At 64.6% G+C, this 25,201-nt stretch carries 18 protein-coding genes and 1 pseudogene; 13 read left to right on the top strand and 6 right to left on the bottom strand.

Annotated elements, in window-relative coordinates; all coding sequences use genetic code 11:
• The first annotated feature begins 146 nt into the window (after positions 1 to 146).
• Positions 147 to 1,109 carry a 2-hydroxyacid dehydrogenase gene (locus LC039_RS15830; protein WP_226626181.1) on the top strand — a complete coding sequence of 321 codons (963 nt, stop codon included), beginning with the start codon at positions 147 to 149 and terminating at the stop codon, positions 1,107 to 1,109.
• 425 nt (positions 1,110 to 1,534) lie between these two features.
• Here LC039_RS15830 and LC039_RS15835 read toward each other — a convergent pair whose 3' ends face one another.
• The gene (locus LC039_RS15835) at positions 1,535 to 2,488 is read right to left on the bottom strand and encodes a LysR family transcriptional regulator (RefSeq protein WP_226626183.1); all 954 of its coding nucleotides are present in this window, start codon (positions 2,486 to 2,488) and stop codon (positions 1,535 to 1,537) included.
• 79 nt (positions 2,489 to 2,567) lie between these two features.
• Here LC039_RS15835 and tcuA point away from each other — a divergent pair, with 79 nt between their 5' ends.
• The 5 genes from tcuA (at position 2,568) to LC039_RS15860 (ending at position 9,021) form a co-directional block, all read left to right on the top strand.
• Positions 2,568 to 3,962 carry an FAD-dependent tricarballylate dehydrogenase TcuA gene (gene tcuA, locus LC039_RS15840; protein WP_226626185.1) on the top strand — a complete coding sequence of 465 codons (1,395 nt, stop codon included), beginning with the start codon at positions 2,568 to 2,570 and terminating at the stop codon, positions 3,960 to 3,962.
• Positions 3,952 to 5,010 (top strand): tricarballylate utilization 4Fe-4S protein TcuB, encoded by a 1,059-nt coding sequence (gene tcuB, locus LC039_RS15845; RefSeq protein WP_226626187.1) that lies wholly within the window; start codon positions 3,952 to 3,954, stop codon positions 5,008 to 5,010. Before tcuA ends, tcuB begins: the two co-directional genes overlap by 11 nt.
• Positions 5,011 to 5,145: 135 nt before the next feature.
• Positions 5,146 to 6,840 carry an FAD-dependent oxidoreductase gene (locus tag LC039_RS15850; protein WP_226626188.1) on the top strand — a complete coding sequence of 565 codons (1,695 nt, stop codon included), beginning with the start codon at positions 5,146 to 5,148 and terminating at the stop codon, positions 6,838 to 6,840.
• Positions 6,841 to 6,853: 13 nt separating this feature from the next.
• Positions 6,854 to 8,632, top strand: coding sequence for a thiamine pyrophosphate-binding protein (locus LC039_RS15855; protein WP_226626190.1), 1,779 nt, complete (start codon positions 6,854 to 6,856; stop codon positions 8,630 to 8,632).
• Between the two features lie 23 nt (positions 8,633 to 8,655).
• The gene (locus LC039_RS15860; RefSeq protein ID WP_226626191.1) at positions 8,656 to 9,021 is read left to right on the top strand and encodes a cupin domain-containing protein; all 366 of its coding nucleotides are present in this window, start codon (positions 8,656 to 8,658) and stop codon (positions 9,019 to 9,021) included.
• Positions 9,022 to 9,024: 3 nt separating this feature from the next.
• On the opposite strand, the gene LC039_RS15865 is transcribed toward LC039_RS15860, so the two are convergent.
• On the bottom strand, positions 9,025 to 10,002 hold the full coding sequence (locus tag LC039_RS15865) for a LysR substrate-binding domain-containing protein (RefSeq protein ID WP_226626193.1): 978 nt from the start codon (positions 10,000 to 10,002) through the stop codon (positions 9,025 to 9,027).
• A gap of 137 nt (positions 10,003 to 10,139) precedes the next feature.
• On the opposite strand from LC039_RS15865, the gene LC039_RS15870 reads away from it, so the two are divergent.
• The 5 genes from LC039_RS15870 to LC039_RS15890 all read left to right on the top strand — a co-directional run bounded on the left by LC039_RS15870 (position 10,140) and on the right by LC039_RS15890 (position 17,141).
• Positions 10,140 to 11,414, top strand: coding sequence for an ABC transporter substrate-binding protein (locus LC039_RS15870; protein ID WP_226626196.1), 1,275 nt, complete (start codon positions 10,140 to 10,142; stop codon positions 11,412 to 11,414).
• Positions 11,415 to 11,492: 78 nt separating this feature from the next.
• Positions 11,493 to 12,371 carry a branched-chain amino acid ABC transporter permease gene (locus LC039_RS15875; protein ID WP_226626198.1) on the top strand — a complete coding sequence of 293 codons (879 nt, stop codon included), beginning with the start codon at positions 11,493 to 11,495 and terminating at the stop codon, positions 12,369 to 12,371.
• A 3-nt stretch (positions 12,372 to 12,374) separates the two neighbouring features.
• The gene (locus tag LC039_RS15880; RefSeq protein WP_226626201.1) at positions 12,375 to 14,900 is read left to right on the top strand and encodes a branched-chain amino acid ABC transporter ATP-binding protein/permease; all 2,526 of its coding nucleotides are present in this window, start codon (positions 12,375 to 12,377) and stop codon (positions 14,898 to 14,900) included.
• Between the two features lie 17 nt (positions 14,901 to 14,917).
• Positions 14,918 to 16,375, top strand: a complete 1,458-nt coding sequence (locus tag LC039_RS15885; RefSeq protein ID WP_226626204.1) for an aldehyde dehydrogenase family protein — start codon at positions 14,918 to 14,920, stop codon at positions 16,373 to 16,375.
• Between the two features lie 40 nt (positions 16,376 to 16,415).
• A complete protein-coding gene (locus LC039_RS15890) occupies positions 16,416 to 17,141 on the top strand; it encodes an SDR family NAD(P)-dependent oxidoreductase (RefSeq protein ID WP_226626206.1) in 726 nt (241 codons plus the stop codon).
• Between the two features lie 36 nt (positions 17,142 to 17,177).
• On the opposite strand, the gene LC039_RS15895 is transcribed toward LC039_RS15890, so the two are convergent.
• Genes LC039_RS15895 through LC039_RS15910 form a run of 4 tightly spaced genes read right to left on the bottom strand, consistent with a single transcriptional unit; the run spans position 17,178 to position 22,638 of the window.
• A complete protein-coding gene (locus LC039_RS15895) occupies positions 17,178 to 18,548 on the bottom strand; it encodes a hypothetical protein (RefSeq protein WP_226626208.1) in 1,371 nt (456 codons plus the stop codon).
• Positions 18,545 to 20,680 carry a TRAP transporter permease gene (locus tag LC039_RS15900; protein ID WP_226626210.1) on the bottom strand — a complete coding sequence of 712 codons (2,136 nt, stop codon included), beginning with the start codon at positions 20,678 to 20,680 and terminating at the stop codon, positions 18,545 to 18,547. The genes LC039_RS15895 and LC039_RS15900 overlap by 4 nt, the downstream gene beginning before the upstream one ends.
• Before the next feature lie 25 nt (positions 20,681 to 20,705).
• Complete coding sequence (locus tag LC039_RS15905) at positions 20,706 to 21,716, bottom strand: TAXI family TRAP transporter solute-binding subunit (RefSeq protein ID WP_226626212.1); 1,011 nt, start codon at positions 21,714 to 21,716, stop codon at positions 20,706 to 20,708.
• A gap of 25 nt (positions 21,717 to 21,741) precedes the next feature.
• On the bottom strand, positions 21,742 to 22,638 hold the full coding sequence (locus LC039_RS15910; RefSeq protein ID WP_226626213.1) for a sugar ABC transporter substrate-binding protein: 897 nt from the start codon (positions 22,636 to 22,638) through the stop codon (positions 21,742 to 21,744).
• 306 nt (positions 22,639 to 22,944) lie between these two features.
• Here LC039_RS15910 and LC039_RS15915 point away from each other — a divergent pair.
• A pseudogene (locus LC039_RS15915) lies at positions 22,945 to 23,079 on the top strand (integrase core domain-containing protein); the annotation flags it as partial.
• A 586-nt stretch (positions 23,080 to 23,665) separates the two neighbouring features.
• On the top strand, positions 23,666 to 25,174 hold the full coding sequence (locus tag LC039_RS15920) for a fumarate hydratase (RefSeq protein WP_226626215.1): 1,509 nt from the start codon (positions 23,666 to 23,668) through the stop codon (positions 25,172 to 25,174).
• Positions 25,175 to 25,201 lie beyond the last annotated feature (27 nt).

The raw sequence follows: 25,201 nt of genomic DNA on the forward strand, positions 1-25,201 counted from the left end.
CGCCCGAGATCTCGCTCGGGGACATCTTCCGCGCCCTGCTCCCCTTCATCGGGCTTCAGGCTTTCGCGCTCGCTATGATGCTCTGCTTTCCGCAGATCGCCGTCTACTGATGGGCTTCGGCCGACACTGAAACAGGTACGGATCACATGAAGATCGTTTTCCACGGCGCCAATGCACTCACCTTTTTCGAAAGCTTCGACACGCTCCTGGAGACCCCGCATGAGCTCGTCACAGTGTCGGACACGTTCGATAGAGCAGGAGACCTCGAGCACTACCAGACCGCCGAAATCATTGTCGGCACCCACAGCCGCGCCGAGTACCCGCCGACCTCGGCCAAGCTCTTCCAGCTTCCGGCGGCGGGCTATGACGGCGTGCATTTCCCTTCTCTCCCTGAGGGCTGCGCGGTCTGTAACTGCTTCGGTCATGAGAATGCCATCGCCGAATACGTCATGGCGGCGCTGCTCGCGCGGCACGTCCCGCTGGCCGAGGCCGACCGGCAACTCCGACAGGGCGACTGGCACTACTGGGCCGGCGGCCCCTCGGGCCTGCGCACCGAACTTGGCGCGCAGCGCATCGGCATCGTCGGGCACGGACACATCGGCCGCACGCTTGCGGCGCGAGCTCTTGCCTTCGGCATGACGGTACATGTGGCGAACCGCTCACCGGTCTCCACCCCGGACTATGCGGCCACTTATGGCCTTGCGGACCTGACGGAAATGGCATCGCACGTCGACGTTCTGATCAACACGCTGCCGCTGAGCGACGGGACCGCAGGGATCATCGGCGCAGACGTCCTAAACGCATTGGGACCAGAGGCCATCGTGATGAACGTCGGCCGCGGTCCGGTCGTCGACGAGGACGCGCTCTTCGAGGTGCTCTCGACCAGGAAGATCGGTGGCGCGATCATCGACACGTGGTACGTCTATCCGACGCCCGATCAACCGAACCCAATGCCGGGGCACAAACCGTTTCACGACCTCGACAACGTGACGCTAACGCCGCACATGTCGGGCTGGACCAACGGGACAATCACCCGGAGGCAGCAGGCAATGGCGCGCAACATCGATCGCCTTGCGAGAGGTGAGAGCCTTGAAGATCGAGTATGTTGAGTAGGGACGCAGCTTTCGACGAGGCCATTAGATCGTCAATGCGCCACCTCCCTACGCCACGGTTCGGCGAGGCAATACGCACCTCGCCGGCAAAAAAAGACAATTGGCAATTGAGAAACATTGGCTCAGACGGGGTATTTGGCTTCCGCCCGACTTCCAGCTTCGATCCTTGAGATGCCGCGTCTCAAGCTGATGTTAAAACGTGGTCAGGAAGAAAAGACCTCAATCGTCGGGGAAGGGCACGCAGCATTGGATGTATGGTCAAAGAGACGCCATTTCTTTGTCGATCGAAACGGCTGCACAGTGCTCTCAGAATTTGGTGCTGGCATCGGAAGCCTTCATCCCAGTAGATCGAAGGGCGACCATGCATTGGCATTTAACCAGGATAACGCTCTGGGGTCGGATCAGATTCCGCAGGGCTGCGCTCATGTGGTTCGGTCCGCACTATGTTCTGGGCTGACGGACGGGTGGCCGCGGTCGCGGCCCGTGGCGATCTGGTCGTGGAGCATAAGCGCATCCGGTGACAGGCGGCCCTTCTCGCGGGTGACCAGCCAGAAGCCGCGGGTCACCTCCGGCTCCACCAGATCGCGTAGCGTCTGGTCCTCCCCAGCCGAAAGCGACACTGCCGAGAGCGGCAACGGTGCCACGCCGAGACCCGAGCGCACCATCTCGAGCGATGTTGTCGTGCGCTGCACCTCATAGGTCCAGCGCAGCGAGATCCGGTGCCGCGCCAGCATCCGGTCGATCAACGCCCGATTGCCGCTGCCCTGCAGGGGTAAGATCAGACGATGCCCCGAGAGCTCGCTCCAGGCCACCGACCCGGTATCCGCCAGTGGATGGCCGCGCGGCACCGCCAGCACGATCCGGTCTTCGAGCAAGGGTGCAAAATCGAGTCCCGGCTCCTGCGTAATCAGCGAGGTGAGACCGAAATCAGCGTCGCCAGACAACACCGCTTCGGTGACTTCGTTGGCCAACAGGTCGTGGATGCGCAGACGCGCTCCGCCAGCCCACTCGGCAAAGAGCCCCGCCGCTGGGATCAGCAGCCGTGGGATCGCACTCGGCACCGCGGCGACGGTGACGATGGTGGCGGTCTGGTGCCGGAAGCGGGCGGTTTCATCCTGCATCTCGCGCAGGCTCTCGCGCGCATCGTCCAGCATGGTCTGCGCCCGGGCACGAAAGCGCTTCGCCGCCAGCGTCGGCCGGACCGAACGCGTGGTGCGCTCGAAGAGCGCCGTGCCAAGCTCGTCCTCCAGCCGCTGAATGCGCCGGGTCAGGGTGGATTGCGAGTGCCCAAGGTGCCGCGCGGCCCCGACGAAAGAGCCCGTCTCGCAAAGGACGAGAAAGGCCTCGAGATCTGCAAAGTCGAAATTGATCCGCATAATGCAATAATCCCAAGAACAATTGCAATTATCAAGAGGCAAGGCGGTTGCTAGCGTGCCCCGACAAGGGAAGAGACAAGTGACGACACATCCAGACAGATACGACATCGTGGTGCTGGGCGGCGGCAACGCCGCGCTTTGTGCCGCGATCACCGCGGCAGAGAACGGCGCGAAGGTGCTGATCCTCGAAGCCGCGCCGAAGCCCTACCGGGGTGGCAATTCGCGCCACACCCGCAATTTCAGATGCAAGCACGACGGCCCGCTTTCGGTGCTCGTCGAAAGCTACGGCGAGGAGGAGTACCTTGCCGACCTCCTGCGGGTGACCGGCGGACGCACAGACGAGGGGCTGGCGCGGATGGTGATCCGCGAATCCGAAGCGTGCCTACCGTGGATGGAGGCGCATGGGGTGCGCTTCCAGCCCTCGCTGTCGGGAACGCTGTCGCTGGCGCGGACCAACGCCTTCTTCATGGGCGGCGGTAAATCCCTGGTGAATGCCTACTACCGCACCGCCGAGGCGCTGGGGGTGGAAGTGCTCTACGATGCGCCGGTGCGCCACGTGGCGCTGGATGGCCAGCGCGTGACCCGGGTCGAGTACGAACACGACGACGCGACGCATGTTCTGCACCCACGCGCGGTGATCGTCGCCTCGGGTGGCTTCCAGGCCGACATCGACTGGTTGACCGAAGCCTGGGGCCCGCCGGCCCGCAACTTCCTCATTCGTGGCACCCCCTACAACCGGGGCGCGGTGCTGAAGGACCTGCTCGATCAGGGCGTCACCTCGGTCGGCGATCCCACGCAGTGCCACGCCGTCGCGATCGACGGCCGTGCGCCGAAATACGATGGCGGCATCGTCACCCGGCTCGACTGCGTGCCCTTCTCCATCGTGGTGAACAAGCATGGCGCGCGCTTCTACGACGAGGGCGAGGACGTCTGGCCCAAGCGCTACGCCATCTGGGGGCGCCTTGTCGCCGCGCAACCCGATCAGGTGGGCTATGCGATCATCGACTCCCGCGCACTGCGGCTCTTCATGCCCTCGGTCTTTCCCCCGATCGAGGCGGGCACGCTCGAGGATCTAGCGCGCAAGATGGATCTGCCACCGGCGCAGCTAGTCGCCACGGTCGATGAGTTCAACGCCGCCTGCGGCGACACCTCGGGCTTTCATCCCACCGAGCTCGACGGGGTACAGACCACCGGCCTCGAGCCGCCCAAGACCAACTGGGCCCGGCCGATCACCGAGCCGCCCTTCTACGGATACAGCCTGCGCACCGGGGTCACCTTCACCTACCTTGGGCTGAAGGTCGACGAGACCGCGCAATGCAGCACCGCGGCGGGCAAGATCGAAAACCTCTGGGCCGCCGGAGAGACCATGGCCGGCTCGATCCTCGGTCAGGGCTACCTGGCGGGCTACGGAATGACCATCGGAACTGTGTTCGGCCGCATCGCCGGACGGGAGGCCGCAGCCCATGTACGATAATCCCATTGAAGAAGCGCGCCGCCAGTCGCAGATCTGCAACGCCTGCCGCTACTGCGAGGGCTATTGCGCGGTCTTCCCGGCGATGCACGCGGATCGCTTCTTTTCCGACGGCGACCTGACCCAGCTCGCCAACCTCTGCCACAACTGCCAGAACTGCTACTATGCCTGTCAGTACACCGCCCCGCACGAGTTCGCGCTGAACCTGCCCGGCGTGCTGGCAGAGGTGCGTCAGGAGAGCTGGGAGGACACCGCCTTCCCTGCCCCGCTGAGCCGCGCCTTCCACCACCACGGCACGCTCATCGCGGCGGCCACCGTTCTTGCCATGGCCCTGCTCTTCTGGGCTGCGCGGCACCTACCCGGGGACGGGACGGGCTTCTACGCGGTGATAGCGCATAGTGTCATGGTCGCGATCTTCCTGCCCGCCTTCCTGCTGCCGCTGGCGGCGCTGGCGGTCGGGCTGCGCCGGTACTGGAAGCGCGTCGGCGGCCAGAGCGTGACCCTCGCCGATCTTCGCGCCGCCTTCGGCTCTGCTGCCACCATGCGCAACCTCGCCGGTGGCCACGGCGACGGCTGTAACTTCGAGGAGGAGGACGTCTTCTCCCAGAGCCGCCGCGGGATGCACCAGCTGGTGATGTACGGCTTCTTGCTATGCTTTGCCGCCACTGCGACGGGCACGATCCTGCACTACGGCTTCGGCATCGAGGCCCCCTACCGCCTGCTCTCCCTGCCCAAACTCTTCGGGGTCAGTGGCGGGCTGATGCTCTGCGCCGGGACGCTGGGAATGATGCACCTCAAGGCCAAAGCCGCCCCAGACCTGCAGGCGCCCGAGGTGCGTGGCGGAGAGTTTGGCTTCATCGCGCTGCTGTTCACCGTAAGCGCCTCGGGCCTCGCGCTCTATGCATTCGGGGGAAGCGCCGCGCTGGAGCCGTTGCTGGCGCTGCATCTCGGTGCCGTGCTCGCCTTCTTCCTGCTCACGCCCTACTCGAAGATGGCGCATGGCTTCTATCGCCTCGCCGCGCTGACCCGCGATGCGCAGCGCAAGCGCTGAGCCGGCGACGCGCCCATATCAAGCGCTTATGGCGGTATCGGCTTTTCGTTTTTGGCGCATCGCGGCGCACCCGTTAAGACTATGTTCAAACACGCAAACCCATCTCGGGACCGTTTGATGCCACTTGCACGACCCATGACAGTTCCAGAGGCTCAGGCGCTGCCCGATCGCGCGGATCTCGTGGTCTTGGGGAGTGGCGCCGCGGGGTTGAGCGCGGCGCTCACCGCCGCGCTCGAAGGGCTGACCTGCGTGGTCCTCGAGCACGCGCCGACAATCGGCGGCACCTCAGCGCGCTCGTCCGGGACCGTCTGGGTGCCCGGCAATGCCTTTTCCGGAGGTGACGCCGACCTTGTCGAGGCGCGGCGCTATCTAAATGCGCTGGTCGGCGACAAGGCCCCGGCGGAGCTGCGCGAGACATTCCTGGAGAATGCGCGTCGCATGCTGGACGATCTCGGCCAGCGCGTCGGGCTGGAATTCCGGCCGCTGGCCACGTCCCAGGACTACCGCCCCGACGTGCCCGGAGCAGCACCCGGCTCGCGCGCTCTGGAACCCCTGCCCTTTGACGGGCGGGAGCTCGGCGAGAGGTTCTCGACCCTGGCCGAGCCGCTAAAGGAATTGATGCTGTTTGGGCAGGTGATGGTGTCACGCTCCGAGGCCACGCGCCTGCTGAAGGCGGACCGCTCGATTGAGGGGGCTGCGCTTGGGCTTCACCTGCTGGGCCGCGCCGCGACGGACCGGATGAGAGGGTACCGGCGCGGCACCCGGCTGGTCATGGGCAATGCGCTGGTGGCCCGCCTCTACCGTGCCTGCCTCGACGCCGGGGTGATGTTCCGCACAGGTATTGAGATCCAGCGCCTGCCCGTCTCGGCCGGCCGCGTCACCGCGGCCACTCTCGACGGGGGGCAAGAGATCCTGGCTACACGGGGCGTCGTGCTTGCAGGGGGCGGGTTTCCGGCGAGCGCCCGCATGCGCGCCGAACAGATGCCGGAGCCCGTCCCCGAACACACGCCCGCGGCCCCCGGCTGCGACGGCTCGACGCTGACGCTGGGGCTGGAGGCAGGCGGCAGGCTCGGCCCTTCCAGCATCGACAATGCGCTATGGTTTCCCAGCTCGATCTTTCCTCGTGCCGTCGGCGACCGCGTGCCCTACCCGCATATCGTGCTCGACCGCGCCAAGCCCGGCTCGATCGTCGTCGGAAGGAACGGCCGGCGCTTTGCCAACGAAGCGCTGCCCTATCATTATTTCGTCCGCGCCATGTACCGCGCCGACACCAACGGCCAAGCCATTCCGGCGTTCATGATCTGCGACCGGCGTTTCATCTCGCGTTACGGCTTCGGCGCGATCCGCCCGCGCACGCCTTCTCTCGGGCGCTACATCAGGAGCGGCTACCTCATATCCGCCCCCGATGCGCGGTCCCTCGCGCGGCAGCTTGATCTGCCGCCGGACCAGCTCGCCCGCACGTTGGGCCAGGTCAACGCCGATGCCGTCACCGGAAAAGACAGCGCCTTTGGGCGTGGCGAGAGCCCCTATGATCGCGCACTCGGAGATCCGGAGCACGGCCCAAACCCCTGCTTCGGCGCGATCGGAGCGGGTCCGCTCTACGCGCTGCGGCTCGAGCCGACCCCGCTTGGCACCAGCCGTGGGCTGGTCACCGACACCGATGCCCGCGTGCTTGGCGCAGCGGGCGACCCCATCCCCGGGCTCTACGCCTGCGGCAATGACATGCACTCGCCCTTCGGCGGCGAGTACCCCGGCGCGGGCGCGCAACTCGGGCTGGCCCTGACATTCGGCTGGCGCGCTGCACGGCACGCCGCCGGCATCGACACATGAGGGAGGAGAACCCATGACCAAGAAGAAGGGCGGCGAGATCATCACCGATCGCCTGATCGCCGAGGGCATCGACCATGTTTTCGGCATCTGCGGCCACGGCAACGTCGGGCTGCTGGACTGCATGCACGAGCGCAGGGACGAGCTGCGCCTCGTCTCGCCCCGGCACGAACAGACCGCGGTGCACATGGCAGACGGCTATTTCCGCGTCTCGCACAAGCCCGCCGCGACGCTGACATCTACCGGTCCAGGTTCGGCCAACCAGATCATGGGGTTGGCGGTGGCACAGACCGACAGCTCGGCGGTGCTGGCGATCACCGCCAACGTGCCGACCTCGCAGTTCAACCGGGGTGCTTTCCAGGAACTGAACCGTCACCACCAGGCCGATTTCAACAATGTCATAAAGCCGGTGGTGAAACGCTCCTTCCAACCCTCGCGGGTCGAGATGCTGCCACTGGCGATGCGCCAGGCGATGCAGGAGATGACCACCGGACGCCCCGGCCCGGTCAATCTCGACATCCCCTACAACCTCTTCCAGGAAGAGGCCGAAGTGCCCGACGAGCCGGTCGGTGGCGCCTTCGGCAAACGCCGCAGCGGCGCCAGCGCCGAGGACGTGAGCCGCGCCGTCGATATGCTGCTGGACGCGGAGCGCCCGGTGATCTTCATCGGCCATGGAGTGACCCTGTCGGAAGCCGGGCCCGAGCTGAGCGAGCTGGCGCACCGGCTGAGCATCCCGGTAATCTCCTCGCCCAACGGCATGGGTGCGATGGACATGGAGGACCCGCTGTCGCTCGGCTTCATAGGCCGAAACGGCGCCTATCAGGCAAATCAGGCCGGGCGTCATGCCGACCTGGTGCTGGCCGTGGGCGCGCGCTTCGACGACCGCTCGGCCTCATCGTGGAAGCCGGGCTATTCGTGGAACTTCCCACATACCAAGCTCATCCACGTAGATGTCGACCACGCCGAGATCGGCCGCAACTACCTGCCCGAGCTGCCGGTCCTTGCCGACGCCCGCAGCTTCTTGCGACAGCTCCTCGCCGAGCTTGAAGGCCGCGACCTGCCTGCCGGGGAAAGACTGAAAAGCTGGAACAGCGACATCGCCGGGTGGAAGCAGGAATGGGACGCCTACATCGCCCCCAACTGGGGCAGCGAGGTCGTTCCGATCTCACCCTTCCGCATCGTCGAGGAATGCCAAAAAGTCCTGCCGCACGACGCGATCCTGTCGCTCGACTCCGGAGTGCACCACAACTGGTACATGCAGTTCTGGAAGGCGCGGAACCCGCAGTCGATGCTGAACACCTGGGGCTATTCGGGCATGGGCTTCGGCCCCAGCTCGATCCTCGGAGCGAAGCTCGCAGCGCCCGACAAGGTCTGCGTGTCGATCAGCGGCGACGGCGGGTTCACCATGGTGCCGCACGTGCTCTGCACCGCGGTCGAATATGACATCCCCGTTGTGTGGGTGGTCTGGAACAATTTCGCCTGGGGCGCGATCCGCGACCTGCAATACGGCTACTTCGAGGGCCGCGAGTACGGCACCGCATTCTATCAGGGCGACAACAAGACCCCCTACAACCCCGATTTCGCCGCCTGGGCACGGGCCGCAGGGGTCGCGGGCTACACGGTGACCCGCCCCGGGGATTTCGCCGGCGCTCTGGAAGAGGCAATCCGCCTGAACCGCCCGGCGCTGATCGACGTGCACGTGGATGCCGACATTCGGCCGCCTGCCACCGGCTCGTGGGAGCTGCCGCCGCTGAAACCCAAGGAGCCGGTCTTCGGCACCCCATGGCGGCCCTGAGACCCAACGAGGAGGAGACACATATGACCGAGTACAAGACCGTCATCCGCAACATCGCCGAAGAGCCCTGGCAGCAGTTCCCGGCGCACTACGGCTCTGCCCTGTCGAAGGCGCTGGTGCATCCGGACACCACCGGATCGAAGCAGATCGACTACCGCATCTCGACCTACCAGCCCATGGCCTATGTCGAGCGCCACGTGCATAAGGTACAGGAACAGGTCTACCATATCCTCGATGGCGAGGGGCTGATGGAGATCGGTGACGAACGCCGCGTGGTGCGCAAGCACGACGTGATCTTCATCACGCCCGGCACCTGGCATTCGATCCAGAACACCGGGCTGGGTGATCTGACCTTTATCGTGGTGACTACGCCGATCACCGACGAATAGGCCTCAGGCCGTTTCTTCCTGCCGTGTCCGGTCCAGACGGGCCGGTTCGGGCCGCGGCAGGAAGCCGATCCCCTCGGAGCGCTCGATCAGTTCGTCGACGACGATCTTCAACTCCTGCGCCACCGCCGTCGAGGCCGAGGTGATCGCATCGGCGGGGAGCGAATAGAGGTAGTTCGACCGGCGCAACTGAGCATCGCAGACCCTGAGCCGCCGGAAACTGCGGCCGCGCTCGGTCTCCTGCAGGATTGCCCCCATCGGCTTGATGGTCCCGCCGATATTGTCATGCACGCAATTCATCAGAAGTGACAGCGAGTCAATTTCCGCCACCACATTGGGGCTGAGTGCCCGGCTTTCGAATTCCGCCTCGATCCTTTTGCGAAGACCGTGATCCGAGGTGGGAAGGATCAAGGGCACCTCGGCAATCTCCGCCATGGTCACGCTGTCGCGCCCTGCAAGCAATTGGCTTTCCTTGGGGAGGATTAGGAACAATTCTTCGACCATCAGAGGATCAACCGAAAGCTCGTCCGAGCTATCGCGCGAAAAGAGCACCGCGAGATCGAGCCGGTTCTGCCGGATCAGCGTATCGAGATGGCCGCTCATCGCCTCCACCACGTTGATTGAAATTCCCGGATAATTCGCACGCACCCGTTTCACCAGCGGCAGGCCAATCGCCGCGACCGTGGTCGCAGGAAGGCCGATCGAAACCACCCCTTTGACCTGCCCATCCTCGGACCGGGCAATGGTCATCGCATGGTCGAACTGGCGCAGGATCAACTTGGCCTGATGGTAGAGCGAGCGTCCCGCCTCATTCGGCGTGACCCCCTTGGGTGAGCGCACAAGCAGCGGCTTTCCCACCTGATCCTCGAGCTTGGCGACCTGCTGGCTCAGCGCGGGCTGGGCGATATGCAGGCTCTTGGACGCCCGCGACAGGCTGCCCTTTTCCACGATCTCTACGAAATAGCGCAATTGTCTGATGTCCATGGCCGAGCCTAGCATCCTGCGGAGCCATATGACTAGCTTATATCTCCTTCCGAATTCCCTATTTTTGCGGGAAATTCCAGCCTGATAGGCTCCTCGCATGGGATCACGCAAATGGTCTCCATATCTGGGAGGAGAAAATGAAGACTTATCAGACCTCGCGGCTGGCGGGCCAGAAGAGCGTGCTCACACGCCGCACGGCCCTCAAGCTCGCGGGCGGCACATTCGCCGCCTCGACCCTCGGCGCGCCCGCACTTGTTCGGGCGCAAACCGGCCCGATCCGCATCGGCCACCTCACCCCCATGACCGGCTTTCTCGGCACGCTCGGGGGCTGGGCGGTGGAAGGCGCCCAGCTTGCCGCGAAGGAGATCAACGCCGCGGGCGGCGCTGCCGGACGGCAGATCGAGTTAATGAGCGAGGATTCCATCAACCCCGAGAACGGCGCGACCAAGGCGCAGCGGATGCTCGAGCGCGACGGTGTCGACTTCCTGCTCGGCGAGATCAGCTCGGCCACCTCGCTGGCGATTTCCGAGGTGGCCGCCCGCAACGAGAAGCTCTTCGTGGCGGTCGGCCCGCGCTCGGACGTGCTGCGCGGTGAGCGCTGTTCGCGCTACATGTTCTGCACCGACATTCCGAACACCGCGATGGTCAATGCCGTGGGCACTTCGCTCAAGCAGGACGGCATGGTGGACGGCAAGAAATTCTTCACGCTGACTGCCGACTATGTCTTCGGGCACGACCTGCTGGCAGCCGCGAAGTCCTTCTTCGACGCCAACAACGCCGAGCTGATCGGAGATGAGTTGATCGCCACCGACGTGACCGACTTCAGCCCCTTCATCCTGAAGGTACGGCAAGCGAACCCCGACGTGGTTTGCCTCAACCTCGCGGGCAACCAGGTCACCAATTTCGTCAAGCAATACGCCGAGTTTGGCCTGCCCTACCCGATGGTGGGCTTCAACCTCAACACCGCCGACGCCTGGGCGGCGGGGGTCGGCAACCTGTCCGGCACATGGCCCACGGTCTGGCTCGACAGCGTCGAGACTCCGGAGAGCCAGGCTTTCGTCGAGCGCTTCAAGGCCGAATACGGCAAGATCCCCGAGAACCACGCCTGGATCTCCTACATCGCGGTGCAGATCGTTGCGAAGGCGATTGAGGAGACCGGCAGCGCCGCCACGCCCGAGCTGATCGACTACCTCGAGTCGGGGGCCAAGTTCGACATCATGAAGGCCCGGCAGGCCTACTTCCGGCCCGAGGATCACCAGCTCATCCAGGAGGCCTATGCCTTCACCGTCAAGGATGAGGGCACCTACGACGACGTCTACTCGATGCTGCAACTCGATGGCGCGGTGCCGGCTCCGGACGCGCCGCTGGAGTCGATATACCCTTCGGTCGAGGGCGGCGCCTGCAAGTTCTGAGACCCGATCCATGACACGAGGATCGCGGCGCGGGCTCTTCCCTGCCGCGATCTGACAGCCCGGACATATGGGACCACCATGCAAATCGTCTTTCTCCTCGAGCAGGTCGTCAACGGGCTCGTGCTCGGAGGCTATTACCTGCTGATCGCCCTCGGCCTGTCGCTGATCTTCAGCGTCGGCGGCATCGTCAACCTTTCGCACGGGGCCTTCTACGCGCTCGGCGCCTATGTCTTCGTGCAGCTTTCCGGCACCCTCGGTTTCACTGCCGCGGTTGCCGTGTCGCCCATCGTGGTGGCCCTGCTCGGCATCCTCTTCGAGCGTTTCATCCTACGGCGCTTCTACAACGAGGACCCGATCCTCAGCCTGCTGGTGACCTTCGGCCTAGCGCTGGTGGCCGAGCAGGCAATCCGGATGATCTGGGGCGCCGCCCCCCTGCCCGCCACGCTACCTTCTGAAATCCGCGGCTCGGTGATCGTCGGCAACATGCTATTTTCCAAGTACCGCCTGCTGATGCTGCTGGTGATCGCGGTGGCCCTGGGCGGCATCTGGCTGCTCCTGAACCGCACTTCCTTTGGCCGCGTCGTGCGCGCCGGCATCCAGGACCCCGACATGGTCGCTGCCCTGGGCATCCGACTGCAGCCCTACTTGACCACCGTCGTCATGCTGGGGGTCGGCCTTGCGGCGCTCGGCGGCGCGATGTTCGCGCCAATCACCACCGTACACCCGGCCATGGGCTCCGAGATCCTGACCATCGCCTTCGTGGTGGTGATCATCGGCGGGCTGGGCAGCTTCTGGGGCGTGGTGCTGGCCGCCGTGCTCGTCGGGGTGACGCGCGGGGTGACCATCTACTTCGCCCCCGCCGCCTCCGAGGCGTCGATGTACGTGCTGATGTTCCTCGTACTGCTGCTGCGCCCGCGCGGCCTGCTCGGGGAATCCATTGCCAAGTTCGAGAGCTGATCCATGACGTCCAAGACTTATACCATGCTGGGATCGGCCATCGCGCTCCTGCTGCTGCCCTTCGTGCTGCCGCTGGTCGGGCTGACCTCCTCGACGGCAACGCAGATCGTCGTGCTGACCATCGCGGCGCTCGGGTTGAACATGATGATGGGCTTTGCCGGCCTCGTCTCCTTCGGCCATGCCGCCTGGTTCGGCATCGGCGCCTATGCCGCTGCGCTGGCGCAGAAAAACCTTTTCCCCGGCCAGATCCTGCTGCCCATCGTCTTCGGCGTGATCTTCGTCGGGCTGCTGTCGCTGGTCATCGGGGCACTTCTGCTGCGGCGGCGCGGAGTCTACTTCGCGCTTATGACGCTGGCGCTCTCGGCGCTGACCTTCTCAATCGCCTTCCGCTGGACCGCTGTGACCGGCGGCGAGGACGGTCTTGGCGGGTTCAACCGCGATACGCTGCTGCCGTTGAACCTAGCCAACAATCTTACTTACTACTTCTTCACCGCCGCCATCGGGCTCGGCGTGCTCTACCTGCTGATCCGCGTGGTGCGCTCGCCCTTCGGCCACGTGCTGGTGGCGATCCGCGAGAATCAGGAGCGTGCGCAGTTCCAGGGCTATCCGGTGAACCGCTACAAGCTGGTAGTCTTCGTGCTCTCGGCGATGGTCACCGCGCTCGGCGGCATCTTGTCGGGCTTCCAGCACTACATCGTCACTGCCGAGAGTACCTCGATCGAGTTCTCCGGTGAACTGCTGGCCATGGTGGTGATCGGCGGCATGCGCGGACCGATCCTCGGACCGGCGGTGGGTGTGCTGTTCTTCGTCACCTTCCGCGAACTGCTCTCGACCTACACCGGCGACTGGCTGTTCTGGTTCGGGCTGATCTTCGTCGGCTTCGTCATGTACCTGCCCGGCGGCATCGTGGGCATCGTGCAAAAGCTGCGCCATCGCCTGAACCCGCCAGCCGAGGAAGGTGCGGCGATGAGCAAGCGCAAGATTTACGAGGGGCTGGACTTGCCGCAGACCCTCTGCCCCGCCCCTTCGAATGCGGAGAGCGTGTTGTCCGCCCGCGAGGTGTCGAAAAACTTTGGCGGTATCCGGGCGGTGAACAAGGCCGGTCTCGAGGTGCGTCCGGGGCAGATTCACGCCCTCATCGGGCCCAACGGAGCGGGGAAGACCACGCTCTTCAACCTGATCTCGGGCAAATACGCCCCCACATCGGGGGCGATCGAGCTCAATGGCGCCTCGATCGCCGGCAAGAGCCCAGAGTCAATCTGCCAGGCCGGCCTCGCGCGGTCCTTCCAGATCACCAGTCTCTTCGAGGGCGTGTCGATCCGCGAGAACCTGCGCCTGTCGTTTCAAGCCAAGCATCCCGGTCGGTTCAACATTTGGCGCGACGTGGACAGCTATTCCGATATCGACGCCGAGACCGCAGAACTCATCCGCTTCCTCGGACTCGAGGGCATCGAGGATACGCTCGGAGCCGATCTCTCCTATGGCGGCCAGCGGCTGGTCGACCTCGGGATCGCGCTGGCCAGCAAGCCGTCGGTTCTGCTGCTCGACGAGCCGCTGGCCGGGCTAGCCGCCGCCGAGCGCGAGCGGGTGGGACGGCTGGTGACCACCGTGGCGCATCACATCCCGGTGCTGATTGTCGAGCACGACATCGACCGTGTGCTCGGCTTCTCGGATGTGGTCACGGTGATGAACGAGGGCGCGGTGCTGACCGCTGGCAGCCCCGAGTTCATCCGCCGGAATTCCAAGGTGCAGGAGATCTACACGGGCACCGGCACCCCCGCCGTCACGGGCCGCGCCGACATCGGAACCGCGGATGGCGCACCTGTGCTGCAGGTCGACGGGCTCCACACCTTCTACGGCAAGAGCCACATCCTCAATGGCGCTTCGCTCGAGGTGCGGCAGGGCGAGATCGTCGCGCTCCTGGGACGCAACGGCGCGGGCAAATCGACCTTCCTCAAGACCATCTCGGGACTGGTGAATCCGCGCGAAGGCAGGGTGGAATTCGCTGGTCAGAACATCGCGGGTTGGGCCGCGCCGGACATCGCCCGCGCGGGTGTCGGCTATGTGCCTCAGGGGCGCGGGCTGTTCTCGGGCATGACCGTGCGGGACAACCTCGCTCTCGGCCATCTTGCCCGCCCCGTCGGCATGGGCGGTGCGCATTGGACCGAGGAGAAAATCTTCGACTTCTTCCCTCGGCTGAAGGAACGGATCAACTCGCACGCCGATTTTCTCTCGGGCGGCGAACAGCAGATGCTGGCCATCGCCCGGGCACTCTCGGCCGACGTGAAGCTCCTTCTTCTCGACGAGCCCTTCGAGGGCCTCGCCCCGGCGGTGATCGAGGACCTCTTCCGCGTGCTCGACAGGCTGCGCCGCGAGGTGCCGGTGATCATCGTCGAGCATAATCTCGACCTTGTGCTCGCGCTCAGCGACCGGGTCTACGCCATGGAACAAGGGGCCGTCTTCCACGAGGGCCCGGCCAGTCTGCTTCTGAACGACATCGACCAGCGAAAGGAAATCCTATGGCTGTGAACCCCGAGGAACCCATTATGCGCCAGGAACTTCCCACCGCCGCCCTCCACGCTTATCCGAAGACCTTGCCGCTGTTTATCGCCGGGCGGGAGGTCCAAGGCGGCGGCGCGTCCTTTGAGGTGATCGACAAGTTCAGCGGTGAGACGCTTTCTACGGGCCGCGAGGCCAGCGAAGCCCAACTCGAACAGATGATCGAGGCCGCGCAATCCGCCTTCAACAAAGGGGCCCCATCGCCCTATGAGCGCGGCGCCATCCTCGACCGTGCTGCCGCGCTGCTGATCGAGCGATCGGCGCAGATGAAACAGGTGATCCAGGCCGAGTCCGGTTTCACCGCCGCCGACGCCAATGCTGAGGTCACCCGCTGCCTCCAGACGTTGCGCCTTGCCGGAGAGGAGGCGCGAAACCTCTCGGGCGAGATGATCCCGATCTCCGGTGCGCCCAATCAGGGCAATCGCATTGCCTTCACCATGCGGGTGCCGCTTGGGGTGGTACTGGCCGTGACACCCTTCAACTCGCCGCTCAACACCGTCACGCACAAGATCGCACCGGCGATCGCGGCGGGCAACGCGGTGGTCGTGAAGCCCTCCTCTGCGACCCCGGCAACGACATTGATGCTCGCCGCCATTCTGCGGGACGCCGGGCTGCCGGACGGGCTGCTGTCCGTACTGCTCGGCGGAGGATCGATAACCCAGCGCGCCATCGCCGATCCGCGCGTGCGCTTTATCGCATTCACCGGCTCCACCGGCGTCGGGCGGCAGATCCAGCAAAGCGCCGGACTGCGGCGCACCCAGATGGAGCTCGGCTCCATCGCCTTCACTGTGCTTTGCGAAGACGCCGATCTGAACGTAGCGGTGCCGAAAGTGGTCGGAGCCTCTTTCCGCAAGGCAGGGCAAGTCTGCACCTCAGTACAGATTGCCCTCATCCATCGCACGCGCTTCGAGGAAGCAAAGGTGCGCTTCGCCGAGGCGGTTGCGAAGGTTCGCTATGGCGATCCCGCGGTTGAGGGCACCGTGACCGGCCCGCTTATCAACCGGGCCGAGGCCGAGCGCGTCGAAAGCTGGATCCACGAGGCCATCGAGGCCGGGGCCGAATGCCTCGTCGGCGGCAAGCGCGAGGGCTCGGTGGTGCAGCCAACTCTGCTCACGGGGGTCACATCTGGGATGCGCGTTATGAGCCAAGAGGTCTTTGGCCCGGTGCTTTGCCTGGTGCCCTTCGACACGCTGTCCGAAGCGGTCTCCACGGTGAACGCGACGCCCTACGGGCTGGCCACAGGGGTCTTCACCAACCAGCTCGGCCCCGCCCTTGAGTTTGCGCGCAAGCTCGAGGTGGGCGGCGTGCACATCAACGAAACTTCCAGTTCACGGGTCGATCTCATGCCCTACGGCGGCAGCAAGGATAGCGGCTTCGGCCGCGAGGGTCCGCGTTATGCCGTCGAAGAGATGACCGAAGAGCGGATCGTTACCATCAGCATCTAAGCCCCGCCCCGTCACGCGGGACATAAGAAAGGAAATAGATTTGATCAGCAAGACAGCACTCGTCTTCGGCGGCACCCGCGGCATCGGCGCGGCCATCGTCGAGGCGCTCGCGGCGGACGGGTTCGACGTCGCCTTCACCTACACAAGCGCGGCTCCCGATGCCTTGCCCGCGGCAGGCTCGGGGCAGAAGATCACCGCCCACAAGGCCGACATCCGCAATCCAGAAGAAATCGCCGCGGTCATTGACGCCGTGAAGGCGGGCCATGACGGACCGCTCACTTGCGTTGTGGCAAACGCGGGGATCAACGTGCCGCCTTCGCCGGTCGGCCAGTTCCCCGACGATCGCTTCCGCGACCTCGTCGAGGTGAATATCGTCGGCGCGTTCAACGTGCTGCGCGCGGCGGCTCAGAACGTCGCCGACGGCGGCACGATCATCGGGCTGACCACCTCGATGGTGCGGGTCGCGATCCCCGGCGTCGGCCCCTACACAGCGACCAAGGCGGCGGTTGAAAGCCTGCTGCGCTCGATGTCGAAGGAGCTTGCGGGGCGCGGTGTGCGGGTCAACGGCGTCGCTCCTGGCCCGGTGGACACCGACCTCTTCCGCGCGGGCAAGGACGAGGCGGCGATCCAGCGGTCGGCCGGTCTCAGCCCCTTCGGCCGGGTTGGCGAACCGGCCGAGGTCGCAGCGGTCGTAGCCTTCCTCGCCTCGGACAAGGCTTCTTGGGTGCATGGGCAGATCGTCCAGCCCAACGGCGGACTGGTCTAGGGCCTGCCCATCGGGTCGCCCCCCTAACGGGGCGACCTAGACCGCGAGCGTGATCAAGAGCGCAAGCCAGAGGCAGGCTGCGGCGTAAAAGGCCCCGCTCCAGCGCCAGGCGATGGTGAAGGAGGAGACCCCGGTCAGCTGCGCCATCAGCAGGGTGGTTCCCGAAAGCGGCGAGACCGAGGTGCCCATGCCCCAGCAGGCCATCATCACCGCCGCCAGAACCGGCAGTGGCATGCCAAGCGCCGACGGATCCACCAGCGCGGCAAATACAACCAGCGACACCACCGGGTGGATGCCAATCGCACTCACACCCAGGAACCCCCAGAGCAGTAGAAGTGCGTCGAGGTAAAGCCAGCCGGTCAGCTCGCCCGGGCTCAGCGCAATACCTTCGTCTGCAAGCGCGCTCGAGACCGCGGCACCAAAGATGTTGGCCGCCGCAAAGACCGTCGTTTCGCTGCGCATCCCCGGATATCCAGCCAGAACCCTACGGATGAGATCCCCCTGCGCTGCTTTGCCTGCTCCACGGCCCCACGCCAGCGCGAAAATCGGCGCCACCAGCGCGATGGCCACTGTGAGAGGCAGAGCCGCCGCCGCCATCACAGCAAAAACCACCACGAAGAGCATCAGGATCACCCCGAGCAATTGCCCTGCCGGCGCGGCGATTTCCGGGGCGAGCACCGGCGTCGGGCCCGTCCTTCTTCCTGCGCGGAAAACCCTGTTCCAGATCACCGCCCAGATCAGGAAGCCACAGGCGAGTGCCACGCCGTAGGGCAGAACTTGTATCCAGCGAAGCCCCTCGAAGACCGATAGAATGGCCACGGTGCCAACGATAAAGGGCGACCAGCAGGGCGCGGCAGCGAACCCCCAGAGGATCGCACAGCGAAGTCTCCGCCGGTCCCATTCTCCGACGCGCGCAGTATCTAGCATGGGAGCCAGCAGCCCAATCCCGGCAAGATTGAAGCCGGCACCGATCAGATGCGAAGCAAGCGCCAGCGCGGCGAACCTCCGCCCCGCCCCGAGCGTCGGCAGCACCGATCCGAGGCGCTGGACCGACGTGCTCTGCATTGCGGCAGCGCGCAGCCAGCCGACCGATGTGAATATCAACATGAACGGCAGGGTGCGGAGCACACCCTCTCCCAGTGCCTCAGGCAGCCGTCCGGCGCGGAGGGCCACCACCATGGCGACGCCCAGCAAAACCAGCGCGGCAATCTTCTGCGGCCATCCGATCTTGCTGAACTCTAGGACAATAAAGACGACGAGGCAGATCCCCGCCACCCTTGCCAGGATGTCCAGCCCCGAGACCTCGGAGACCACCGTCAGGATCGCGGACAGTGCGAAGACCGCGGCGGAGATCTTGCGATGCAGCTCGTTGGTCCCGAATGTCGCGCAGGAGAGCGGCGCAGTCATGGGCGGACGGGCGTGGCCGTCTCTCTCGGCTGCGTCTCTTCCAGCCTGCGCCTCCGCCAATCAATCGCCAGCCACCCGAGGTATGCCAGTGCGATGGGCAGTTTCCACGGCAACGGCAAGGGCCAGAGCAGAAATCCCCCAGCCAGTCCCGCAAGTGCCCGCCTGCTCATCCCCAAGCGGGTTTCCATCATTCCGCTCATCGCGGCGCTTAGCGCGTGCAGCCCGACCAGTGCTGGTATGAATACCCCCAGCATCTCGGCCCAGTTTCCGCTCAGCAGGGGCGTGTAGGCAAAGAGCAGAGGCACGATGTAGAGCGCCTTGCACAACCGGAAGGCGGCGAACCCGGTCGCCATAGGCGGGCTCTGCGCAATCGCCGCCGCAACGAAGGCCGGGAGGCACACAGGCGGGGTCACGTTGCTGTCCTGCGAGACCCAAAAGATAATCATGTGGGCCGCCAGCAGCGAGGCCATGATGACGTCTTGATCGAGCATCTGCGGGCGCAGCGCCGCGCGTACGTCGATCGGAAGGCTCGCAAGCAATGCCCGCGCATCCTCGGCCGAGAGCCCCGCAACGAGCTTCGCGCCGATCTCGGGATCGGTCAGCGAAAGCATCATGGTCACCATCTCAGGCACCTGCCCGCTGGTGATCTGCTCAATCATCGTACCGGTGGTTATGAGGTCCGCGAGCGACGGAGCCGAGATCGTCGCCAGCACGATGTATGCGGCTGTCACCGGCAGCCCCATGCCCAGCACGAGCGAGACCAAGGTTACCAGCACCAGCATCACGATCAGGCTGCCGCCCGACCAGTCGATGATCATCAAAGAGAAGGTCGGCCCGAATCCGGTGGTGCCGAGAACACCCACCAGAAGCCCAATGGAGATCAGCAGGATCGAGGTCGGCACGGCGCTGCGCACCCCGTCAATGGCCGCCTCCATAATCTGCCTCGGTCCGAGCTTTCGGGGCGTGAGCCAAGAGAAAACGATCGAGGCGACGATAGCACCCGCCGCAGCATAGGTCGCGGTGAACTTCATCATCAGCAGGATCACCAGCACGACGACCGGGGCAAAGGTCAGCCCGCCCGCCTTCAGCACCGCACCGATGGGGCGTGCCTCATCGTCCTCGAAATCGGTGATCCCGTCCTTCAGTGCCTGCATGCGGATGAGGTAGATCACCGACATGAAATAGAGCAACGCCGGCAGCAGCGCGAGCGCGGCAATGGTTAGATACGAAATCTGCGTGTAGCTCGACATCACGAAGGCCCCGGCCCCCATGATGGGCGGCAGCAAGGGACCGCCCGTCGAGGCCGCGGTTTCGACAGCCGCGGCGAAGGTCGGCTTGTAGCCCGAGCGTTTCATCAGGGGGATGGTCACCACGCCCGTGGTCGCGATGTTGGCCACCGCCGCGCCCGAGATCGAGCCCATCAATGCCGAGCCCAGCACCGCGACGATCCCTGGTCCGCCGATCATCCGCCGCGCCGCCGCACGGGCGATGTCGATGATGAATTCGGTCGCCCCGGTCTTCACCAGGAAAGCCCCAAGCAGCACGAACATGAACACATAGCTCATCGAGATCTGCGCGATGTCCCCGAATAGGCCGAGGTTGACGAAATAAGCCCGTGCAACGAGTTCCTCGACCGAGATACCCGGAAAGCGGAAGACCCCGCCGATGTGCTTTCCCCAGAAGGCTGCGTAGCTGAGCGCTACGAGGATCAGTATCGGAATCGCCGGCCCCATGGTGCGGCGCAGAAACTCCAGCGCGAGCAGGATCGCCGAGAGCGCCATTACCCAGTCGAGCCGGGTCATGTGCCCGCCGCGCGCCCAATAGCCGTCCTCGCCAAGAATGAAATAGATGCCGCATAAGAGCGCCAGCAAGCCCAGTGCGATATCGAACGTCAGGGCCAGTCGGCCCCGTGGATGGTCCTTCAGGCCGGGGACCGTCAGCGCGCACATCAGGCCGAAGAGACCAAAGTGCAGCGCCGCGAACTGCAGCTCTGAAATGAGCCCGATCGAATTATAGTAAAGATGGATCGCCGCGGTAACGAGTGCCGCCACCGCGATGGTCCAGTTCAGGAATCGGGGGTCGGCCGAAACGCCGTCCCCCTTCCGCGGCGTAGCCTCGGAGCTTCGTGTCATGGTCAAACGTCCTGTCCCCGCCGCGTCACGACGGCAGCAGATGATCCGGGATCGTCAGTCCCATTTCCTCGTAGTAGCGCACGGCGCCGGGATGCAGCGGGATGGTGACTCCCTTCATCGCGTTCTCGGGCGTCATGTCCTTGAGCGATCCGTGCACGCTCTGCAGGAACGGCAGGTTTTCATACATCGCCTTGGTGATGTCGTAGACCACGTCTTCGGGCACGTCAGCCGTGGACACCAAAAGGTTGGGCTGCGCTACCGTCTGCACGGTCTCGTCCTGCCCCGGGTAGGTGCCCGCCGGGATCGTATAGGGCCCCCAGACCGTGCCGTCGGTCACCTTCGCAAGTTCTTCGTCGCTGAAACCCAGAAGCTTGACCTTGCCCTGCAGGCTAGACATTGCCAGCGTCACCGAGGAATTGGGCACACCCGAAGTGAGGTTGATGCCGTCGAGATTGCCGTTGATCAGCGCCTCTGCGCGCTGGCGGAAGCCCATGTAGCTCTCGTCGAAGAACCCCTCGCCTTTGGGCGCTCCGAGCTTCTGGATGAACATGCGGTATTCGAGCAAGCCACCTGAATTTTTCGCCCCGAGCACAACCTTCTGCCCCTCGAGTCCAAGGATGTCGCTGATTGTGCCGGTGGGGGCCTTGTCGTTGAAAGTGATGAATTGATTGGTGTTGAACATAAGCGCGCTGACCGCGCGCAGGTTGTCTCGCGGCGAGCCGTCGAAATCATTGGTTCCGTGATATCCGAAGTCGGTCATCAGCGATTGGATGATGCCAAACTGCGCGCGCCCGTCCGAGAGGATGTTGACGTTGTCGTAGGACCCCTGCGACGTCAGGGCAGAAAGGTTGATCTTGTTCTCCTCCCGGGTGCCGAGCTTGAGCTTGACCAGCGTCGCGATGCCGACGCCCACCGGATAAAAGGACCCGCCGGTTCCGGCAGTTGCGACAAGATAGTCACGGGTGTCCTGTGCTGTCGCCGCCGTGGCCACGACGAGACTAATCGCTGCCGCGGCAACGCTCCTGAAAATATTCATGTGCTCCTCCCTATTATGTGCCCGCCTATGTGGCGGCCATGACCTCCTGCCAATTCGGCAGCGGCCGGTCTTCGTACCCCTCTCCCCAAGGGGCACAATTCGTGCGGTCAACGATGTCGACCGGAAGCGTGATCTGCCGCGGCACCGGCTGCCCCTCGAGCAGCCGCAGGGTCGCCAACGTCCCCGCGCAGGCGATCTTCATCGCGTCGAAGGCAGCCGTGGCCAGCAACTCTCCCGAGCGCAGCGCGATGACCGCCTGGGGCATCGCGTTGACGCTGACGACCGGCACCTCCAGCCCAGCATCGCGCAGCGCATCAATCACCCCGAGCGCCATGAAATCATTGGCCACGAGCACGCCGTCCATGCCGCCACCACCGTTGAGCAGCCCGGACATGGCCTGTTGCGCCGGCTCTCTCTGGTAGTAACCCACCGCCCGTCCCGCGAGACGGATGCCGGGCGCATTTGACATGGCAGCGAGAAACCCCTCAGTGCGCGGCGCGCTGGTTTCTGAAGCCGGGTTGCCCTCTATGATCGCGACAGAGCCGAAGCCGCCAATCTCGGCGAAAAGTCGGCGCGCGATTGCCTGCGCTAGGGTGAAATTGTCCGAGGTGACAAAGCAATCGGGCGCCACCAATGTCGAGCGGCTAACGAAAGAGACGACGGGAATTCCCCGCTCTTTCGCCAGCGTGAGCAAGGGGTCCAGAGCCTTCGGATCTGCTACCGAGATCATGATTGCATCGGGCGCCAGTGCCAACGCCTCTTTCAAGAGCTGCGTCTGTTCCACCGCATCATCGGGCGTTTCGGGGTATAGCGAAGTCATATCGCATCCGACAGCCTCGGCAATGCGGCGGGCCCCGACACGCGCGCCCTCATAGGCCGGGTTGGTGCCATTCTTGGTGATGCAGACGATATGCCTCGCCACGTTTGTCTTTCCTATCGCTAGCTTGGCGCGCAGGTCTCGCGGCCTTCACAAAAGGGTAGCGCCAGTCGGTCGCATTTAGGAAAAACAATATATCAATAGGACCATAAGCAGCGATGATAGCCCTGAGGTGCTGCACTGAACACTCGCCACGCGCGGAACGGAATACTGCCGCTCGTCGAGTTTGAGCGGCAGCGGAAACTGAGACAAGACGGCGTCTCAGAAACGGAAAGCTAGTCATACGCTGCTGGTTTCCTCGCAATGACATCGGCAGCCCATGCGCTTCTCAACGTTAGATTTCTTTGCTAGCTGGGAGAGGCGCAAGTCGTCATCTAAGATTGGCGAAAGCACTACAATATGGAACGGCTGCATAGCGCTCTCGGATACCGGGTACCGGCACCCGAGGTCGTCATCCCAGCAGATCGAAGGCCGACCATGCATTAGCATTTATCCTAGGCCACTCGCTGGCGTCACCTCAGTCGAGGATTTCGACTTCTTCAGATCTGTGGACGAGATGGTTTTCTGCTGAAGGGCGGACAGCCGACGGCACCCCCTACCCCTGTCTTGCATCAGAGCGTGCAGTAGGCCAGTCCTTGAAAGCTTCGGTTAAGGTCGAACTATGGAACAACAGGCCATGGTCGCCGCACGTTATCGCGAACTGCAAAACATTCTCCGACTGTCGGGCGACGCGAGGCCGAGGCCCGCTCCCGGAGCGCCGTCCAACCAAGATCAACCCTGAAGATGCGGCGGGATCGTCGCGATGAAATGCTAGAGGTGATCGCCCAGCAGCCGGACGTGTGCGCTGGTTGCCGACATCGCCTCGTCGGGCCGCCGTCCTTAGAAATAAGCCACACGTAGCCTTCAGCCAAACTCCTCAAGCTGGGTCGTTCGAGGCGATAGCCAAGAAACGTATCGCTCACGACCGCCCATTGGATGCACTTCACGCGGCAATAGGATTCCGCTCTGGCCGGCGCACTCGCAAATATCTGTGACGTGCTGCATCCTTGCGCGCGTGAGGGAGGGAGACACCATGACCACGATCCGAGGCGAGGACATCACCGAAACGATCCGCGCAGCGCTTCAGTACATCGCGGTTTACCATGCGCCGGACTACATGCAGCGCCTCACCGAGGCTTATCGGAATGAGGAGAGTCCCGCGGCACGGGACGCGATCGGCCAGATCCTGCAAAGCGCGCGGATGGCGGCGCTCGGCCACCGCCCGGTCTGCCAGGACACCGGAATGGTGACGGTCTTTGCGCGCCTCGGTCAGTCGGCGACGATCTCCGGCGACCGGACATTGGAGGAGTATATCAACGAAGGCGTCCGCCTTGCCTATCTCGACGAGGGCAATCCGCTGCGCGCTTCGATGGTGGCCGACCCGATCTTCGCCCGCCGCAACACCCGCGACAACACCCCGGCCGTGACACACGTGGAGAGCTGTCTTGGCGACAGGCTCGAACTGATGGTGGCCGCGAAGGGCGGCGGTTCGGAAAACAAGGCGCGCTATGCCATGCTCAATCCCGCCGCCTCGGTCGCCGACTGGGTTGTCGAGACCGTCGAGGGCTTGGGCGCGGGCTGGTGCCCACCCGGGGTGATCTCGGTCGGTGTTGGCGGGAGCGCCGAGAAGGCCATGCTGCTTGCCAAGCGCGCGCTGATGGACGAGATCGACATGCACGATCTGCTGGAGCGCGACCCCGCAACACCCGAGGAGGAGTTGAGGGTCGAACTCTACCGGCGGATCAACGCCCTGGGGATCGGCGCGCAGGGGCTCGGCGGGCTGACCACGGTGGTCGACGTGAAGGTCACATCCTACCCGACCCATGCCGCATCGAAGCCGGTGGCGCTGATGCCGCAATGCGCGGCAAACCGGCACGCCAAGGTGACGCTCACCGGCGAGGGGCCGGTCTACCTTGATCCACCCGACCTCTCGCTTTGGCCCGAGATCGACGGCAGCGCGTCTGACAGGATCCTGCGCCGGGTGAATGTCGACACGCTGACCAAGGAGGAAATGGCCCAGTGGCAGCCCGGAGAGACGCTGCTACTGAGCGGGCACATCCTCACGGGGCGCGATGCCGCTCACCGGCGTATCAGCGAGATCCTCACGCGGGGTGAGACGTTACCCTTATCACTGCGGGGCCGGGTTATTTACTACGTCGGGCCGGTCGATCCGGTCGGCTCCGAGGTGGTGGGCCCCGCCGGGCCGACCACCTCGACCCGGATGGACAGCTACACGCAGATGATGCTCGATCAGGGGCTGCTGTCGATGATCGGCAAGGCAGAGCGCGGGCCCGATGCAGTCGAGCGCATCGCTGCAGCCGGCGCGACCTACCTCATCGCCGTGGGCGGCGCGGCGGTTTTAGTATCGCGGGCGATCCGGGGCGCACGCATGGTTACCTTCGAGGACCTCGGCATGGAGGCGGTCCGCGAGTTCGAGATCCGTGATATGCCGGTGACAGTGGCGGTGGACAGCACCGGGCAGTCGGTGCACCGGCTCGGCCCGGCGCGCTGGCGCCGGGCCCCCGCGCCTGCCGAAAGCTGAACCGGCCCTCCGCGCGTCAACCGGAGG

The sequence above is a fragment of the Alloyangia pacifica genome, assembly GCF_020524285.1.
Lineage (GTDB): Bacteria > Pseudomonadota > Alphaproteobacteria > Rhodobacterales > Rhodobacteraceae > Salipiger > Salipiger pacificus_B.